The 18,010-nt window shown below is 67.7% G+C and carries 15 protein-coding genes and 1 pseudogene; 9 read left to right on the forward strand and 7 right to left on the reverse strand.

Annotated elements, in window-relative coordinates:
- Positions 1–3 precede the first annotated feature (3 nt).
- Positions 4–471: a B-4DMT family transporter gene (locus tag AB4Z47_RS02395; protein ID WP_441947493.1), complete on the forward strand. Its 468-nt coding sequence runs from the start codon at positions 4–6 to the stop codon at positions 469–471.
- A 78-nt stretch (positions 472–549) separates the two neighbouring features.
- Here AB4Z47_RS02395 and aroB read toward each other — a convergent pair whose 3' ends face one another.
- From aroB to aroC, 3 genes and pseudogenes are all read right to left on the reverse strand, one after another.
- Entirely contained in the window at positions 550–1,671 is a 1,122-nt protein-coding gene (aroB, locus tag AB4Z47_RS02400; protein WP_441947494.1) for a 3-dehydroquinate synthase, read from the reverse strand.
- A gap of 368 nt (positions 1,672–2,039) precedes the next feature.
- Positions 2,040–2,558, reverse strand: a pseudogene (locus tag AB4Z47_RS02405) (shikimate kinase); the annotation flags it as partial.
- Positions 2,555–3,763 carry a chorismate synthase gene (gene aroC / locus AB4Z47_RS02410; protein WP_441947543.1) on the reverse strand — a complete coding sequence of 403 codons (1,209 nt, stop codon included), beginning with the start codon at positions 3,761–3,763 and terminating at the stop codon, positions 2,555–2,557. The pseudogene AB4Z47_RS02405 and the gene aroC, both read right to left, overlap by 4 nt.
- A 291-nt stretch (positions 3,764–4,054) precedes the next feature.
- On the opposite strand from aroC, the gene AB4Z47_RS02415 reads away from it, so the two are divergent.
- A complete protein-coding gene (locus tag AB4Z47_RS02415; RefSeq protein WP_441947495.1) occupies positions 4,055–4,474 on the forward strand; it encodes a response regulator in 420 nt (139 codons plus the stop codon).
- A gap of 34 nt (positions 4,475–4,508) precedes the next feature.
- Positions 4,509–8,606: a HAMP domain-containing protein gene (locus AB4Z47_RS02420; protein ID WP_441947496.1), complete on the forward strand. Its 4,098-nt coding sequence runs from the start codon at positions 4,509–4,511 to the stop codon at positions 8,604–8,606.
- 100 nt (positions 8,607–8,706) lie between these two features.
- Here the strand turns inward: AB4Z47_RS02420 and AB4Z47_RS02425 are convergent, their stop codons facing one another.
- Positions 8,707–9,162, reverse strand: a complete 456-nt coding sequence (locus AB4Z47_RS02425; protein ID WP_441947497.1) for a prepilin peptidase — start codon at positions 9,160–9,162, stop codon at positions 8,707–8,709.
- A 207-nt stretch (positions 9,163–9,369) separates the two neighbouring features.
- Here AB4Z47_RS02425 and AB4Z47_RS02430 point away from each other — a divergent pair, with 207 nt between their 5' ends.
- Genes AB4Z47_RS02430 through AB4Z47_RS02445 form a run of 4 tightly spaced genes read left to right on the forward strand, consistent with a single transcriptional unit; the run spans position 9,370 to position 11,913 of the window.
- Positions 9,370–10,500: a M24 family metallopeptidase gene (locus AB4Z47_RS02430; RefSeq protein WP_441947498.1), complete on the forward strand. Its 1,131-nt coding sequence runs from the start codon at positions 9,370–9,372 to the stop codon at positions 10,498–10,500.
- Between the two features lie 48 nt (positions 10,501–10,548).
- Positions 10,549–11,112 carry an elongation factor P gene (gene efp, locus AB4Z47_RS02435; protein ID WP_357261299.1) on the forward strand — a complete coding sequence of 188 codons (564 nt, stop codon included), beginning with the start codon at positions 10,549–10,551 and terminating at the stop codon, positions 11,110–11,112.
- Between the two features lie 31 nt (positions 11,113–11,143).
- Positions 11,144–11,653: a transcription antitermination factor NusB gene (nusB, locus tag AB4Z47_RS02440; protein ID WP_441947499.1), complete on the forward strand. Its 510-nt coding sequence runs from the start codon at positions 11,144–11,146 to the stop codon at positions 11,651–11,653.
- Positions 11,650–11,913 carry a YciI family protein gene (locus AB4Z47_RS02445; RefSeq protein WP_441947500.1) on the forward strand — a complete coding sequence of 88 codons (264 nt, stop codon included), beginning with the start codon at positions 11,650–11,652 and terminating at the stop codon, positions 11,911–11,913. Before nusB ends, AB4Z47_RS02445 begins: the two co-directional genes overlap by 4 nt.
- Positions 11,914–12,136: 223 nt before the next feature.
- On the opposite strand, the gene AB4Z47_RS02450 is transcribed toward AB4Z47_RS02445, so the two are convergent.
- On the reverse strand, positions 12,137–13,405 hold the full coding sequence (locus AB4Z47_RS02450) for an SLC13 family permease (RefSeq protein ID WP_441947501.1): 1,269 nt from the start codon (positions 13,403–13,405) through the stop codon (positions 12,137–12,139).
- Positions 13,406–13,817: 412 nt separating this feature from the next.
- Between AB4Z47_RS02450 and AB4Z47_RS02455 the strand changes: the two genes are divergently transcribed.
- Together AB4Z47_RS02455 and AB4Z47_RS02460 are read left to right on the forward strand one after the other, a co-directional pair.
- Complete coding sequence (locus AB4Z47_RS02455; RefSeq protein WP_441947502.1) at positions 13,818–14,351, forward strand: DUF4334 domain-containing protein; 534 nt, start codon at positions 13,818–13,820, stop codon at positions 14,349–14,351.
- 106 nt (positions 14,352–14,457) lie between these two features.
- Complete coding sequence (locus AB4Z47_RS02460) at positions 14,458–15,690, forward strand: FAD-dependent oxidoreductase (protein WP_441947503.1); 1,233 nt, start codon at positions 14,458–14,460, stop codon at positions 15,688–15,690.
- 49 nt (positions 15,691–15,739) lie between these two features.
- Here AB4Z47_RS02460 and AB4Z47_RS02465 read toward each other — a convergent pair whose 3' ends face one another.
- Positions 15,740–16,912: a serpin family protein gene (locus tag AB4Z47_RS02465; RefSeq protein WP_441947504.1), complete on the reverse strand. Its 1,173-nt coding sequence runs from the start codon at positions 16,910–16,912 to the stop codon at positions 15,740–15,742.
- Between the two features lie 86 nt (positions 16,913–16,998).
- Positions 16,999–17,982: a quinone oxidoreductase family protein gene (locus AB4Z47_RS02470; RefSeq protein WP_441947505.1), complete on the reverse strand. Its 984-nt coding sequence runs from the start codon at positions 17,980–17,982 to the stop codon at positions 16,999–17,001.
- Positions 17,983–18,010: the final 28 nt, after the last annotated feature.

Below are 18,010 nucleotides of genomic sequence, written 5' to 3' on the forward strand. Positions count from 1 at the left end.
GGCATGAATGCTTGGGTGTTGCGGGCCGCCGTGCTCGGCGCGCTGGTGGTCGTCCTGCGTACCGTGCTCGGGTTTGCGATGGTGAATTGGCCTACGCACGGCGCGTGGATGCGCATCCTGTGCCTGATCGTGCTGGTCGCGGCGATCGTGTCCTGGGGTCTGCTGGATGGCCGCGCGGACCGTTCCGCCGGAGCCGGCCCGGATCGCGGGGCCGATCTGACCCTGCTCTGGCTGAAAGCGGCCGTCGCGGGTGGCGTCGGCAGCGGGTTGGTCGCCTGGATTCTGGACTGGCTGCCCCGGTTCGACCTCGGTGACAACGGCCTGCTCTTCGAGCTCACCGCGGGCGCGTCCTTCATCGTCCTGCTGATCTTCGTGCCCGCGTTGATCGGTGTCGGCATCGGCCGGATCCTGGCCGAACGGCGGGGCGCCAAGCCGCCCACACCGCCGCACGCACACGCCATCGCGCTCTGACCCGACCAGGAACGGCACGACGGGTGGGAATCACCCGGGTCGAGCGCAGCGCGCCGGTCGTGGTGGCACGGCCGCGTTCTAGAGCAGGACCGCGCCGCCGCTCGGGCTGTCCTCGCGGGCGATCGCCGAGTACGCGGCGGCCAGCAATGCCGGATCCGGTCCCTCGAGGCGGCCGGGCTTGGCGAGGCCGTCTAGTACGACGAACCGCAGCAGGCCGGACCGGGTCTTCTTATCGGTCTGCATGGCGTCGAGCAGCTGAGGGAGGGCATCGGCGTCGTAGCTGGTCGGCAGCCCGACGGCGGTCAGGATCGCGCGGTGCCGGTCGGCCGTGGCGTCGTCGAGACGGCCCGCGAGGCGGCCTAGCTCGGCGGCGAACACCAGCCCCACGGAGACCGCGGCGCCGTGCCGCCAGCGGTAGCGCTCACGCCGCTCGATCGCATGGCCGAGGGTGTGGCCGTAATTGAGGATCTCGCGGAGGGCGGCCTCCTTCAGATCGGCGGCGACGACATCGGCCTTCACCTGGATCGCGCGGCGGATCAGCTCGGGAAGCACCTCGCCGGTCGGGTCGAGCGCCGCCTCCGGGTCGCGTTCCACCAAGTCGAGGATCAGCGGGTCGGCGATGAAACCGGCTTTGATGATCTCGGCCATACCCGCCACGATCTCGTTGCGTGGCACCGTTTCCAGCGTGGCCAGGTCGACCAGTACGGCCGCTGGCTCGTGGAAGCAACCGACCAGGTTCTTGCCCGCCTCGGTGTTGATGCCGGTCTTGCCGCCGACGGCCGCGTCGACCATGGCCAGCAGCGTGGTCGGGACGTGCACGATCCGCACCCCGCGCATCCAGGTGGCGGCGACGAAGCCGGCCAGGTCGGTCGCAGCGCCGCCGCCGAGGCTGACCACGACGTCGTTGCGGGTCAGGCCGATGCGACCGAGCACCTCCCAGCAGAACCCGGCGACGGGCAGCTCCTTGCCCGCCTCGGCGTCCGGAATTTCGATGCGATGTGCGTCGATACCGTTGTCGGCCAAGGCCTTCCGCACTACCTCGGCCGTCTCGGTGAGCGGCGGCTGGTGGAAGATCGCCACGGTCCGTACGCCCGCGGTCGCGCCGCGGACCGACTCGACGAGTTCGCCGAGCAACCCGCGGCCGATGATCACCGGGTACGGGTCGGCGGTCCGGACTTCGAGACGACTCGGCTCTGTCACGTGGCTTGCTCCGATTCTGTTGCTGCTGTCGCTGACTGTTGGGGTGTCCGTGTGCGGGCGCGCCGGGCGCGGGCGCGCCTGGTTCGGCTACTGGACGCCGAGGCTTCCTCGGATCCGGCCACGCCCGCGGCATCGGGCTCGCTCACGGTGCCCCTTCGGGCGCCGCGCGGGCGGAGGGGCGCACCCGATTCCGGCGTGAGGCCTGCCCCGGCATCGGTGGTCTCACTCTGTTCTGCGGCCCTGCGTTGCGCGGCGGTCCGGGCTCTGGCGCGCCGCCGAGCCCGGGATCGGCTGCTCCCCTGCGGGATTCCGGTGCGTGGCTGGTCGTGATCCGGCTCGGCCGTGGCCGGCTCGACCGGTTCCATGCCGAGCTTGGTCATGATCGTCCGGACGACGCGCCCCGGGCTGCGGCTGTCGGTGCGTACCCGCACGGTCGCGACCTCACGATAGAGCGGGCGGCGGGTGCGCATCAGCTCCCGGTACTTCGCGGCGGGATCCGCGCCGTTGAGCAGCGGTCGCTGCGTGCTCGCCCCGGTGCGCCGAAGCCCTTCGGTCACACTGATTTCCAAGTAGACGACGGTGCGGTTGCGCAGCAGCGCCCTGGTGTTCGCGGACAGCACGGCGCCACCACCGAGCGAGACGACCCCGCGTTCGGCCAGGATGGCGCGGCGCACCACCCCCTCCTCGATCCTGCGGAACTCGGGCTCACCGTCCTCGACGAAGATCTCCGGGATCGTGCGGCCGGTTTCGCGCTCGATCCCGGCGTCGGTGTCGTACAGCTCGACACCGAGTTCCCTGGCGAGTTTGCGGCCGATCGTGGACTTCCCCGCCCCCGGCGGTCCGACCAGCACCACGCGCGGGGTGCGCGGGTCGGTCTGCACGATCATTGCGGCCGACTGTCCGCCGACACGTGGGGGCGGGTGCTGATGCGCTCGACGTAGTTGGTGATGTTCTCGAGGGTCTCGGTGAGCGAGTCGCCGCCGAACTTCTCCAGCGCGGCCTGCGCGACGACCAGCGCCACCATCGATTCGGCGACTACGCCGGCGGCGGGTACGGCGCACACATCGGAGCGCTGGTGGATGGCGACGGCTTCCTCGCCCGTAGTCATGTCGACGGTGGACAGCGCGCGCGGCACGGTGGAGATCGGCTTCATCGCGGCGCGCACGCGCAACGCCTCGCCGTTGGTCATGCCGCCCTCGAGCCCACCAGCGCGGTTGGTGGAGCGCAGCACGCCGTCAGGGCCGGGCCGCATCTCGTCGTGCGCTTGGCTGCCGCGGCGGCGCGCGGTCTCGAAGCCGTCGCCGACCTCGACGCCTTTGATGGCCTGGATGCCCATGAGTGCGGCGGCGAGCCGCGAGTCCAGACGGTTCTCGCCGCTGATGAACGAGCCGAGGCCGACCGGGAGGCCCTCGACGACCACCTCGACCACGCCGCCGAGTGTGTCGCCATCCTTCTTGGCCGCTTCGATCTCGGCGATCATCGCCGCCTCGGCGTCCTTGTCGAACGCGCGCACCGGGCTCTCGTCGACTGCGGCGAGGTCGGCGGCAGTCGGCACGATGCCGGTGGTGTTCTGCGCCGCGCCGATGGAGACCACATGCGAGACGACCTCCACGCCGAATGCCTGGCGCAAGAAGTTGCGCGCGACGGTGCCCGCCGCGACGCGCGCGGCGGTCTCCCGCGCGCTCGCGCGCTCCAGGACGTTGCGGGCGTCGTCGAAGTTGTACTTGAGCATGCCGGAGTAATCGGCGTGCCCAGGGCGCGGTCGGGTCAGCGGGGCATTGCGGGCCAGGTCGGCGAGTTCGGCCGGATCGACGGGGTCGGCGGACATCACCGTGGTCCACTTCGGCCATTCGGAGTTGGCGATCTCGATGGCCACGGGGCCGCCCATGGTGCGTCCGTGCCGCACGCCGCCGACGACGGTGACCTTGTCGGCCTCGAACTTCATCCGTGCTCCGCGCCCGTACCCGAGCCTGCGGCGTGCCAGCTGCGCGGAGATCTCGTCGGACGTCACCTCGACACCGGCCACCATCCCGTCGAGGATCGTGACGAGAGCGGGACCATGGGATTCTCCGGCAGTTATCCAGCGCAGCACGTTGTCCATCTTCCCATGTCGACGCGGGTGCTTCGGAACGTGGCCCGCCGAGACGGTGGGCACTTCCGCCACACCTGCGGCATCGGCCACCGCCGGCCCACAACAGATCACGAGCCGCCAGCCGCGCATGTTGCCCACGACGGTCGAAATCGTCGGTGGAAGATCGAAAACTCGCCGAAGAGCGACCTGGCTCTCGGCGGCGAATGAAATCACGATCATGAAATCGCGATCCGAGGTAAAACTCGTCAAGATCCGGCAGCAACGAACCAGCATCGACGTAAGCTTGCCCCTATGTCGGCTGATGTCGACCCTGGCCGTACACGGCTGCTGGTGGCGGAAGATCACCCGATGGTGGTGATGGCGTTGGACTCCGCCTTCGAACTCGTCGACGACATCGAAGTCATCGAAATAGCGAGGTCGGTCGAGGACGCGATCGGTGCTGCGAGCCGATACCACCCGCACGTCATTCTGCTCGACCGTCGGCTGCCCGATGGAGACGGGATCGATGCGATCAGGCGGCTGCACACGGTGTCCCCGGAGGCAAGGGTGCTGATCTTCACCGGGGATGCGAACCGGGCCATGATCGACCGCGTGATCGCGGCCGGCGGTGCCGGCCTGGTGCTCAAGACCGGAATGTTCGACGACCTACTGGACGCCATCCGGCGGGTCGCCGCCGGCCAGGATTGCTTCGAGGTCGACCTCGGACATTGACCGGCTGGACAGGCGAAGTTAGGCAGGTATACCGATGGTCCAGGACACCGTGACCACGGAATTGGTAAGCAGCAACGACGAACGGCTTCAGCCCTTGCTGGACGGCCTCAAGGCGGTGCGCGACGGTGACTTCCGACGGTCCCTGCCCGAGGTCGGTGACCCGCTGCTGGACGAGATCGCCACCGTCTTCAACGGCATGGTGGACCAGCTCTCGCTCTTCACCACCGAAGTCACCCGCGTCGCCCGCGAGGTGGGCACCGAGGGCAAGCTCGGCGGCCAGGCTTCGGTCCCGGGGGTGTCGGGCACCTGGAAGGATTTGACCGAGTCGGTGAACGCGATGGCGGACAACCTCACCGCTCAGGTCCGCGACATCGCCGGTGTGGCCACCGCGGTGGCGAAGGGCGACCTCTCGCAGAAGATCGCCGTGGATGTCAAAGGAGAGTTGCTGGAGCTGAAGATCACCATCAACACGATGGTGGACCAGCTCTCCGCGTTTGCCGACGAGGTGACCCGTGTGGCCAGGGAGGTGGGCAACGAGGGACGGCTGGGTGGCCAGGCAAGAGTGCCCGGGGTGTCGGGAACATGGCGGGATCTCACCGAATCGGTGAACATCATGGCGGGCAACCTCACGGCGCAGGTCCGGTCGATCGCCGAGGTGACGACCGCGGTGGCGAAGGGTGACCTGTCGCAGAAGATCACCGTGGACGCCCGCGGCGAAATCCTCGAGCTGAAGTCGACGATCAACACGATGGTCGACACCCTGTCCTCGTTTGCCGACGAGGTCACCAGGGTCGCCCGTGAGGTCGGCACCGAGGGACGGCTCGGCGGTCAAGCCCAGGTGCTGGGTGTCTCGGGTACCTGGAAGGGCCTGACGGAGTCGGTGAACTTCATGGCGGACAACTTGACCGACCAGGTGCGTTCCATCGCCCAGGTYRCCACCGCGGTGGCACGGGGCGACCTGTCGCAGAAGATTCGGGTGGACGCCCGTGGCGAGATCCTCGAACTGAAAGACACCATCAACACGATGGTCGACACCTTGTCCTCGTTTGCCGACGAGGTCACCAGGGTCGCCCGTGAGGTCGGCACCGAGGGACGGCTCGGCGGCCAGGCTGATGTGAAGGGTGTGTCCGGCACGTGGAAGGGCCTGACCGAGTCGGTCAACGTCATGGCGGACAACTTGACCGACCAGGTGCGTTCCATCGCCCAGGTYRCCACCGCGGTGGCACGGGGCGACCTGTCGCAGAAAGTGACGGTTGAAGCCAAGGGCGAGGTCGCCGCGCTGGCACATACCATCAACACGATGGTTGACACCCTGTCCTCGTTCGCCGACGAGGTCACCCGCGTCGGGCGAGAGGTGGGCACCGAAGGCATACTCGGTGGGCAAGCGCGGGTGCCCAATGTCGCAGGCACATGGAAGAACCTCACCGACAATGTGAACTCGATGGCGGGCAACCTGACCAGCCAAGTTCGTTCCATCGCCCAGGTCACCACGGCGGTCGCGCGCGGCGACCTGTCGCAGAAGATCGACGTCGATGCGCGCGGCGAGATCCTGGAACTCAAGACCACCATCAACACGATGGTCGACACCCTGTCCTCGTTCGCGGCCGAGGTGACCAGGGTGGCACGCGAGGTGGGCAAGGACGGCCGGCTCGGCGGACAGGCCGAGGTCGAGGGTGTGTCCGGAACGTGGAAGCGTCTGACGGAGAACGTCAACGAACTGGCCGGCAACCTGACCCGTCAGGTGCGTGCCATCGCCGAGGTCACGAGCGCGGTGGCGACCGGGGACCTCACGCGGTCGATCGCCGTCGAGGCGAAAGGTGAGGTCGCCGAGCTCAAGAACAATATCAACGCGATGGTTCACTCCCTACGCGAAACCACCCGCACCAACGAAGAACAGGCATGGCTCAATACCAACCTGGCTCGGATATCCGGACGTTTGCAGGGACACCGGGATCTCAGCGCCGTTGCCCAGCTGATCATGAACCAGGTCACCCCGCTTGTCGGCGCCCAATACGGCGCATTCTTCTTCATGGAGTCGGAAGGGAAACGCATCCAGCTGCGGCTGATCGCAGGCTACGGGCGGAAGGAGGACGGGACCGCATTCGAGCTCGGCCAGTCGCTGGTCGGCCAGGTGGCGCTGACCAAAACGGCGATCGTGGTCGACCGGACGCCGCCGGAATACATCCAGATCTCCTCCGGTCTCGGTGCCGCGCAGCCCGTCAACCTGATCGTGCTGCCGATCGTGTTCGAGGACCAGGTGCTCGGCGTGATCGAACTGGCCTCGTTCAGCCGATTCACGGTCGTACAGCAAGATTTTCTCGAACAGCTGATGGAAAGCATCGGCGTGAATGTCAACACGATCATGGCCAACGTGCGCACCGACTCTCTACTCGAGGAATCGCAGCGACTCGCGGGAGAACTGCAACACTCCAATGCGGCACTCGAAGAAAAAGCAGAGTTGCTCGTCCGCCAGAACCGCGATATCGAAATGAAGAACTTCGAAATCGAACAGAATCGGCGGGAAATCGAAGAACGAGCCCAACAGGTTGCGCTGGCGTCGAAATACAAGTCGGAATTCCTCGCGAACATGTCGCACGAGCTACGCACACCGTTGACCAGCCTGCTCATCCTGGCGGGCATATTGACACAGAACTCGACCAGGAATCTGACCCCGAAGCAGGTCGAGTTCGCCAACGTGATCCAATCAGCCGGCAAGGAACTGCAGCAGTTGATCGACGACATTCTCGATCTGTCCAAGGTCGAGGCGGGGAAGATGGACCTGCAAAAGGAGCCTGTTCCGCTGCGGCAATTGCTGGAGTACGTGCAGACCACTTTCCAGCCACTCACCAGCCAGAAGGGCCTCGAGTTCGACGTCGACGTCGAACCGGCCGTTCCCGCCCATCTCAACACCGATGAGCAGCGGCTGCGCCAGGTGCTACGCAACTTGCTCTCCAACGCGGTCAAGTTCACCGAGAAAGGGATGATCCGGCTCAGAGTGCGGCGGCTGGACAACCACATTGCGTTCTCCGTGAGCGACACCGGAATCGGTATTGCCGAGCAGAACCTGGAGACCATCTTCGCCGCTTTTCAGCAAGCCGACGGCACCACCAGTCGTCGATACGGCGGCACCGGCCTCGGCTTGTCCATCAGCAGGCAGGTGGCGAACTTGCTCGGTGGCGAGATTCGGGCCGAAAGCCAGCTCGGTGTCGGCAGCACATTCACGCTCTACCTGCCGGTGACGCCGCAGCCGGAGATCACCACCCCCTCGAGGACACGATCGAAGCCTATGGATCATTCGGTGCTGGTCGTCGAAGACCAGGACGACAAGCCGCTGACCCGGCTTGTCCGCGGGGTCGTCGCGGCGCTGGAGGACACCACAGGGCCGGTCCGCATCGAATCCGTCGGTACTCTCGACGAGGCACTAGAGGTGTTGCCTGCCTGTTCTTATCGGTGCGTCTTGCTGGACGCGAGCCTGCCGAGCCTGTCCGTGCCGGAGTTCCTGTGCGGGCTTGCCGAGGAGACGGACGCGAGAAGTATTCCGCTGCTTGCGCATCCGGTCCGTGAGCTAGGTGCTGACCGGGAACGGCTTACCGAGGTCGATGCCCGACACCATCGGGTCGAACTGCTGGCTTCGCCGGATGAGTTTCGCGAACGGTTCGTCCTGTTGCTGACCCATCCTCACCACACGAAGCCCGGAACACCAGCCAGGCGGATCGGGCAGCCCGGGCTGGAGGGGCGCAAGGTCCTGCTCATCGACGATGATGCGCGCAATGTTCTGGCGATCGCGGAAATACTGGAACTGAACGGGATGTCCGTCGAGCACGCGCCCAATGGGCGGAAGGGCATCGAGATGCTGCAGGCCCACCAGGACGTCGACGTGATCGTGATGGACGCGATGATGCCGGAGATGGACGGTTACGCCACGACCGCGGCGATACGGAAGATGCCTCGCTTCGACAGACTCCCCATCGTCATGGTCACCGCTAAGGCCATGGCAGGCGATCGGGAGAAGAGCTTGGCATCCGGTGCCACCGATTACATCACCAAGCCCGTCGACCCCGACGAACTCCTGGACTGCATCGACCGGCGGCTGCAAGCCATGGAGCGGCCGAGTGCCGAACCAGCCCGGTAGCGGATCCCGATATCCGGGCAGGGATTCTCGTCCATGCGGGCGGCCCGGAGGTCGCACGCGGCGGGCGAACCCCCTGGAGGCCGGCGTGGGCCTGTGGTCATCATGTCGGCCAGGCGGTGGGGAGGACCGCGACCAGGGTTGTCAGGCACATGGCCGGGCCGTGCGGAACGAGACACCGACCGGCTTCGCGCGCCCGCATCCGGCGGACGGCCAGTAGGACCAGACCAGCGCAGGCGGTGAGGACCGGAGCCGCGATCGCCGCCCACACCCAGGCCTGCGCTCCGCCGCAGGCCGCCACCGCGCCGAGCCCGACCGCGAGTTTCACATCGCCCGCACCGAATGCGGCGGGGGCGATGAGATGAATCACCAGATAGGGCACCGCCAGTAACACCGCGCCGAGCAGCGCGGATGTGAATTGCGCTGTGCACAGCGCGTATCCGAAAATGCCAGCCGCGCCCCAGCCGGTGAGTACATCGGGCAGACGCCGATGTCTGAGGTCGATGACACTCAACGCCGAACACCAGCCGGTCAGTAGCGCGAACACGATGGGGGACATGCCTCCAACCTCCGTCGCCCGTCCACCCCGATCAACCGCCCATGCCCAAATGTGGACAACCTCTTGATTTGTGAACAGCGGCCGAGTCGAACCGCTGCCAGTGGACGCGACCCAGGGCAATGACCAGGCGTCTGTTGCGGTAATATCAGGGCCCGGCCGTACGTGTTGAGTGGCCGTATCGCGACATTCCGGCGGTAGCTTGGTCCCATGTGTGCTGACCACGCCCCGCCGCTCCGCCCAGATTTCGCCGCCCGCCGTGGTGCGCTGCGGAGCCTGCTCGTCGAGAACGGGGTCGACGCGCTGCTCGTCACCGACCCGGTGAACATTCGGTACCTGATCGGATTCACCGGGTCCAACGCGGCGCTGCTGGTGTGCTCCTGGGACACGCGCACTACCGAGGAGCGCACGGTGATCGGCACCGACGGGCGTTACCGGACACAGGTCGCGGAGCAGGTGCCGGACCTCCGCGCGGAGATTTCACGCGCCACTGCCCGCCGGATCGTGGAACTGGCGGGAGAATGGCAACTCGGCCGGGTCGGTTTCGAGAGCCACGTCGTCACGGTCGACCAACACCACGGCTTTATCGAACAGTGCACCGGCCTGGAGTTCGTCGCCACGCCCGGCCTGGTGGAGCAGTTGCGGATGGTGAAGGACGCCTACGAGGTCGACCAGCTGCGTGCGGCCTGCGCGGCGGGCGACGCAGGTCTCGCCACGCTGCTGGAGCGGGGCGCGCTGCGCCCCGGCCGCACCGAACGTCAGGTGGCCAGGGATCTGGAGTGGGCCATGTTCGAGCACGGCGCCGAAGCGGTCGCGTTCGAGACGATCGTGGCGACCGGAGCGAATTCGGCCGTCCCGCATCACCGCCCGACGGAGGCCATGCTCAGCGCGGGCGATTTCGTCAAGCTGGACTTCGGCGCGGTGGTCGGTGGTTATCACTCCGACATGACCCGAACCTTCGTGCTCGGTGCGCCGACCGATTGGCAGCGCGAGGTGTACGCGCTGGTCGAAGAGTCGCAGCGCGCGGGACGCGAGGCGCTGCGACCCGGGGTGCAGGTCGCCGACGTGGACGCGGCGTCGCGGTCGGTGATCGAGGCAGCTGGCCACGGCAAGCTGTTCGTGCACAGTCTCGGGCACGGGGTCGGGCTCCGGGTCCACGAAGCGCCGGGAATCGCGAGAACGGGAACCGGTACACTTTTGTCTGGCGTGGCGGTTACCGTCGAACCAGGTGTGTACTTTCCCGGCCGCGGCGGGGTCCGGATCGAGGACACGCTCGTGGTGCGCGAAGGGGGCCCGGAGCTGCTCACCCACACCAGCAAAACCCTGACCGTCGTCGACTGACGCCGGTCGGCCCTAGACCGAGTGGTAGAACGAGGAGATCCGAGGACAGTGGCGGACACCAGCGACTTCAAGAACGGCCTTGTGCTGAAGATCGACGGTCAGCTCCAGCAGATCGTCGAGTTCCAGCATGTCAAGCCGGGCAAGGGCCCCGCGTTCGTGCGGACCAAGCTGAAGAACGTCGTGTCCGGCAAGGTGGTCGACAAGACCTTCAACGCCGGTGTGAAGGTGGAGACCGCCAACGTCGACCGCCGCGACATGACGTACCTCTATCACGACGGCTCGGACTACGTCTTCATGGACGGCGAGACCTTCGACCAGATCTCCATCTCGGAGGAGACCATCGGCAACGGTGCGCGCTTCCTGCTCGAGAACATGACGGTGCAGGTTGCCACGCACGAGGGCGCGCCGCTGTACGTCGAGCTCCCGGTGTCGATCGAGCTCGTGGTGCAGCACACCGACATCGGCCTGCAGGGTGACCGCTCCACCGGTGGCACCAAGCCCGCCACCCTGGAAACCGGCGCCGAGGTGCAGGTCCCACTGTTCATCAACACCGGCGACAAGCTGCGCATCGACTCGCGCGACGGCAGCTATCTCGGCCGGGTCAACGCCTGATCGCCGGACGCGGCGACCAGGATTCGTGACCGTGGCGGAACAACCCGTGGACAAGAAGTCCTCGTTCAAGAAGCTCGGTGCGCGGCACAAGGCCCGCCGCCGGGCGGTCGACCTGCTGTTCGAGGCAGAGGCCAGGGACATCGACGCCGCCGACCTGCTCGACGAGCGGGCCGAGCTGGCCACCCGAGACCAGGCGGTCGCGCCGGTGCATGCCTACACGCGCACCCTGGTCGAGGGCGTCGCCGACGATCTGGACCGGGTGGACGGCACCATCGAGTCCTATCTCCAGGACTGGACGTTGTCGCGGCTTCCGGCCGTGGACCGCGCCATCCTGCGCATCGCGGTGTGGGAGTTGTTCCACGCGGGCGACGTCCCCCCCGTGGTGGCCGTGGACGAGGCCGTGGAGCTGGCCAAGGAGCTGTCCACCGATGACTCCCCGTCCTTCGTCAACGGTGTCCTCGGCCAGGTTGTTTTGGTGGCGCCGCAGGTGCGCGCCGCGGCCGCCGCGACCCGTGCCCCGCGCCAGGAGCCCGAGCCGTGAACAAGTACCTCGTGCTGGTGATGCGGACGCCGCGGTTCGATACCGCCGTGATCGAGCCGCACAAGCAATTCCTGAAGCAGCTCGTTGAGCGGGGGCAGCTGCAGGAGAGTGGCCGTTTCACCGACGATACCGGCGGCGCGTACGTGATCTTCGCCGAAAACCTCGACGCCGCACGGGAAATCGCGTTCACCGATCCCGTGCACACCACCGGCTCCTCGGAACTCACGGTCTACGAGTGGGAGATCACCACTCCGAACTGAGTTCGGTTCCGCCGCAGACTCTGTGAGCTTGTCGCGTTCGGGATGCGAGCACGCCGGCCCGGTGCGGCACCGAGCAGTAGATCTTCAAAGGTGGCGCCGGAACCTACATCCGTACGATCACGCTGCGGGTCTGCGTGGAGAACGCGGTGCGAACAGCGCCCGCTGCGGGTGCAATCGGAGATCCTCGGAGCCGACGCGATGGCGGTCTCGGCCCCGAGCTCGGCTAGCCCGTGACCAGCAGTGCTACGACGGCGCCGGTCGTGGCGACGACGGCGAGGGCGATGCCGGTGAGGACGAACCGTGGCATGGGGACGCGCACGTTGTGTGTCCGGCAGAATTCCAGGCACAACAGCGTCGCGAGCGAGGCCCACGGCGTGACGACCGATCCGATGTTGGTGCCGATCAGCAACGCGAGTAGCTGATTCCGGTTCGCCGCGGGGACGACCGCCTCGCCCGCGGTGTAGGCAGGAAGGTTGTTGGCGAGATTCGAGAGGGCAGCGCCTGCCGCGGCGGATCGGTAGGCGCCTGCCGCACCGGGTTCGGTGCCGATCAGTGCACGCATCAGGTCATCGAGGCCGAATCGGCTGAGGGTCGGCACCACCAGGAACAATCCGATCACGAAGGCGAGCAGCTGCCACGGTATGAGCGACAGCCGCAGCGCGGCGCGGTCGAACACGGCGAAGGCCGCCACCGCGATGACAGCGGCGAGGGCGGCCGCGATGCCGATTCGGTCGCCGACGAGGGGGATCGCGAGGATGAAGAGCAAACATGCTGCCGCCGTAGTGCACAGCAGGGCGCGTTCCCGAAAGTTCGCTGGGTGGATCGGCTCGGGTAGCACGTAGCGGTCCGCCTGGCGTCGTCCGCGCCGCCAATACCAGATCCACAGGCACAGCATCGTCACGCCGATCGAAACCAGTTGCGGTGCCCACATTCTCGCCGCGAACCCGGTCGCGGTCAGTGCCACGCGGTCGGCGGCGAGCAGATTGGTGAGGTTGGAGACCGGAAGCAGCAGACTCGCGGTGTTGGCCAGCCACAGGGTGGTCATGGCCAACGGCAGCGGCGGAATCCGGGCGGGCGCCGCGAGCGCCAGCATCACGGGTGCGATCAGCACGGCGGTGGTGTCGAGGTTCAGCAGGATCGTGGTGGCCGAGGCGAACAGCACGCACAGGAAGAACAGCGCCGGGTAGTGGCCGCGACCGAGGATCGCGAGGCGATGGGCGATGACGTCGAAGACCTTGGCCTGCCTGGTCAGCTCGGCGAGCACGATCACGCTGCCGAGGAACAGCAGTAGCGGGCCGATGCGGCGCATGTTCGCGGCGGCCTCCGCCCGCGGCAGCAGCCCCGTGAGCACGCACAGCAGTCCGGCCACCAACAACGCGAGCCGGACCCAATCGAGGACGCTGAGCCGTCCCTTCGGGCCGGACGACGGCGTCATGGCCCGCGAGGACGGGGTCCGCTCGGAGGATTCGACCTGTTGAGACACGCTCGCCATCATGCAATATTTCGGCTGGGCTTTGTACCTTCGGCCTGGGCCCTACTGTTGGTGTGACACAGCCGGGTGGGCGGCCGCGCATCATGGCTACCGGCGGCGCGATCCCGTTGTGCGGCTGCGCACGCGCAAGCTCCACGTCTGGTCGTCGGCGTTCCATCGGTCAGGTGAACCGCTGGCCGGCGGCGCCGACGGTCACGCGATCCTCTGGATTCTCCCGCTGACGTGGACCGGGATGGCGGGCCCGCGATCCCGGCCGCACTGCTCGACCTGCCGGAGGGCTGGACTGTGCTCCGGCCCGGCGGCCGATACAACTTCGATGGCAACATCATCGGCTTCTTCTGGCCCGTCATCGAGTCTCCGAGAGACAGATAGAGTATCTCTCGCAATGTTGCTATCCGTGAGGAGTGGAGCCATGGCCGCGAACGAGCTGAATGCGATGAACATCCGCACTGCGGCGGAGGCATGGGCGCTGTTCGACCGCCTGCCTGCGGCCCGGGTCGAGGAGATCACGACCGGACGCTGGCGCGGCGACGAACTACCAACCGGACATTCGTTCGACGGCGTACTCGTCGCCTCCGGATGGTATGGCAAGCAGTTCGACGGGCCGGACGACGTGCACCCGTTGCTCTTCACCGCGCGCGACACTGTGTTCCCCGTCGATCCGCGCCGGATTCCGCTGGGGCTGGCCGGTCGGGTGCCGCTGTCGGGTGTGCGCGCCATGCGCAGGATGCTGCCTTATCTGCGGCCCGCGCTGCGAACCCGCAGACCCACAGCGCGTTTGCGCAACGTCGAGTACCGAGGCGTGGCCAGTGCCGCGATGGTCTACGACCATCTGCCGATCATCGATCACTTCCGGCGCGCGGACGAGCACACCCTGCTCGGTGTGATGGACCTACGCGGTGTGCCCGAGCCGTACTTCTTCGCCCTGCGCAGGGATATCGGCTGAGTTTCCCGCGGACCGCCCTCGATCCGGTCCGGTGCGGCACGCCTGGCACTAGGATTTGCTCGAGCAGGCGACACCTTTGCGGCGGCGACCTAGGGAGAGACAGTCGATGGAACGCACGACCTGCCTGGTGGTCGGCGGTGGGCCGGCCGGAATGATCCTCGGACTGCTGCTGGCACGCGCGGGAGTCGGCGTGACGGTGCTGGAGAAGCACAAAGACTTCCTGCGTGACTTCCGTGGGGACACCGTGCACCCCACCACGCTCGACCTGCTCGATGAGCTGGGGCTCGGCGCGGAGTTCGCGAAACTGCCTGCGCGCAAGGTGGATCAGGTACAGCTGCCGACCGCGGGCGGCATGCAGACCCTGGCCACGCTGAAGAACCTGCCGGGCAAGCACAAGTACATCGCCATGGTGCCGCAATGGGATCTGCTGGACCTGCTCGCGCGCGCCGCCGAGCCGGAGCCGACCTTCCGGCTGCGGATGACCACCGAGGCCACCGACTTGATCTGGACCGACGGCAAGGTGAGCGGCGTCGCCTACCGGACCGCCGACGGCGCGACCGGCACCATCGAGGCCGAGCTCACCGTGGCCTGCGACGGACGCGCCTCGGTGCTGCGGGCCGCCGCGGGACTGCCGAGCAGGAAGTGGCCCACCCCGATGGATGTGTGGTGGTTTCGCCTGCCGCGCGCCGAGACCGACCCGGCGGGCGCGCTTCCGATCGTCACCGCCCACCGCGCGGCGGTGCTGCTCGACCGTGGCGATTACTGGCAATGTGCGACGCTGATCGCCAAGGGCGCCGACGAGGTCGCGCGGCGCGGTCCGGTCGAGGGCATCATGCGCACCATGGCCGACGCCGTGCCCTGGCTTCGCGACCGCGTCGACGTGCTGACCAGCTGGGACGAGGTGAAGCTGTTGGAGGTGAAGCTCGACCGCCTGACCAAGTGGTACACGAACGGTCTGCTCTGCCTCGGCGACGCGGCACACGCGATGTCCCCGGTCGGCGGTGTCGGCATCAACCTGGCGGTGCAGGACGCCGTAGCGGCGGCGCGAATTCTGGTCGCGCCGTTGCTCGCCGGCACGGTCGGGACCAGGGAGCTGGCGAAGGTGCAGCGACGGAGGACCTTCCCCACTGTTGTGACGCAGGGAATGCAGCGCTTCCTGCACGCCGGCGCGATCGCCCCCGCCCTCGACGGACGGATCGACATCGCTACCGCCCCGCGCGCACCACTGCCGGTCCGCATCATGCGCCGGGCTCCGGTGTTGCGCAGCGTCCTACCGTTCCTGGTTGCCCGCGGTGCTCTCCCGGAGCACGCGCCGGATTTCGCCCGCCGTCCGGCCTGACCCCGCCGTCTCGTGCCAGACTCTGCGATCTGCTCCAGGAGCTTCCCGGCTACCGCGAACTGTCGGTAGCGGGCGGCGAATCCGGCGGTGTGGCAACCCATCCCGCGATGACCGCCATGCCCGTCGGCCGGTGTACGGCGAGGAAGCCGAACGGCCGGTCGAATGTCGCGGAGACAACGGTCACGCGCTGTCGCCGCAGTACCGCGCTGGCGTAGCGCAGGGATAACGCGGTCACCGCGGCAGCCTCGAAACCCTCGTGCGTGAACCGTGCGAGGACTTCTTGAGCCCCCTGGCCGACACACAGCGGCACCGTGGAGATCGCGGGGAAATGACCACGGGTGCAGTCGGCCGCGGTGGCCAGCCCGAACAGGTCGGATCCGGCGAGCAGATCGTGCCTCGATCGAATCTCGAAGGGCGGCAGTCGGATCCGCAGCTGGTCCGTGTTCGACATGACCGTCTCGGTGCGCACGGTCAGCCCCGGCGCTTCGATCCCGACCGGCAGATCGGTGCGGATCGGCACCGCGTCGGCCAAGGCTGCCAGGCCCGTTCCGAGGACGCCACCGGGAGCGCCCGCGCCGAGCAGGAGGTGCACGTCGAGGTCGGCGACCCCCTCGACGACGACACGCGTGACAGGCTCGGGCGCGTCCAGGATCACGGCGTTGCCCAGATCATTGCTCGTGCGCGACAACCCGGGTCCGCGATGTCCTTGCCACGGGCCGTCCTTCGGCAGCAGTGTGCCGACCTCGAACGGCACGCGCCACCGGGTCTTCGCGACGAGCGCCGTCGCGAGGACCAGCAGTGCGTCCGGGTCCACCGCGAGCGGGAACCGCTCGATGAGCCCGTCGGTATGCCGGGCCGCCCAGGCGTCGAGAAAGTCCTGCCCGTCCAACCGTGCGACGGTGCCCATAGGCAACCGCCCCGACCACGCCTCGTGCAGCGGAAGATCATGCCGCACCCACATGCCGAGCGCCGCGGAGACCGCCTCCGCGTGATCGAGGTCGCGCAGCAACCGCAGCGCCCCCTCCTGCCCCGCCTCCGCGGGCACTCCGACCGCCTCCGCCAACTCGTCCCGCGCCGGACCTTCGGCCGCGGAAGCGAGCAACGCCAGCAACGGCCACACCCCGGCGCCGGACACCGCGAAGTCGCCCTCGCGTACCTCCGCACACCATCGCGCTGTCAGCGCATTGGCTGCACTGATATGGGGTCCCAGAGAAGTCCGCACGAAACCCACCCTAACGACGATTGCCGCCTGCTCGCGTTGGTCCGCAATCGCGTCGCCCCTTCTTGTGGACGGCCGAGTGGCCGCTCCTACGAGCCGCTGAGCCCTGGACGTAGCACGATCTTGCCCAGCGGCGTCCGATCCTCCAGCAGCTGGTGTGCCCGGCTCGCTTGGTCCAGCGGCAGCACCGCTTCGACCAGCGGATCCAGTCTGCCCTCGGCCGCGAGGGCCAGAACGCCGCCGCGGGCCTGTGCTACCCGGCCCAGCCAGGCGGGTCCGGCGCAACCGGTGAAGGTGAGGCCGCGCTTGATCAGATCGATCGCCGATACCTGCGCGGGTGCACCGGATAGCCAGCCGTAGCCCATCATCCGGCCGCGCAGCGGCGTCATGAGGTCGAGCAGGTCCAGGGCGGATGTGCCGCCGATGGAATCGAAGACCACGTCCACGGTTGCGCTGCCGAGGTCTTCGCGTAGCCCGGCGGTCCACGCCGGGTCATTGTGGTCGATCACCTGATCGGCGCCGAGGTTGCGGGCCTGTTCCGCCTTCCGGGGGCCACCGGCCGTCGCGATGACGCGGGCCGCGCCATACTCCTTGGCGAGCTGGGTCAGGGCGCTGCCGACGCCTGTGGCGGCCGCCTCGATCAGGACCGTCTCGGCCCCGGTGAGCGCGGCGGTCTCCAACAGCGGAATCGCCACCGACCCGTTCATCAGCACCGCCGCCGCGTCCACCGAGGACAATCCGTCCGGAATCGGCGCCGCGGAATCCGCCTGCGCGGCGACGAACTCGGCGTAGGCGCCGAAACCCTTGGTGCCTACGACGACTCGCTGCCCGATCAGGGCGGGATCGACGTCCGCACCGACCTGGGTGACCTCGCCGGCGGCCTGGAACCCGAACACCAGCGGCGGCCGCGCGCCGAGCGGGAACTCGCCGGAGCGCAGCTTGGTCTCCGGGAACAGCACCGGGATCGCCTCGGCGCGGATCACCACCTCATCGGTACCTGCCTGTGGGGCCGGGACCTCGGCAGCGACGAGCACGTCCGGTCCTCCGGTCGCCGTCATTACGATTGCCTGCATCACGAACTCCATAAGTTGACTGTCGGTC

Source organism: Nocardia sp. 2TAF39 (assembly GCF_052114905.1).
GTDB lineage: Bacteria > Actinomycetota > Actinomycetes > Mycobacteriales > Mycobacteriaceae > Nocardia.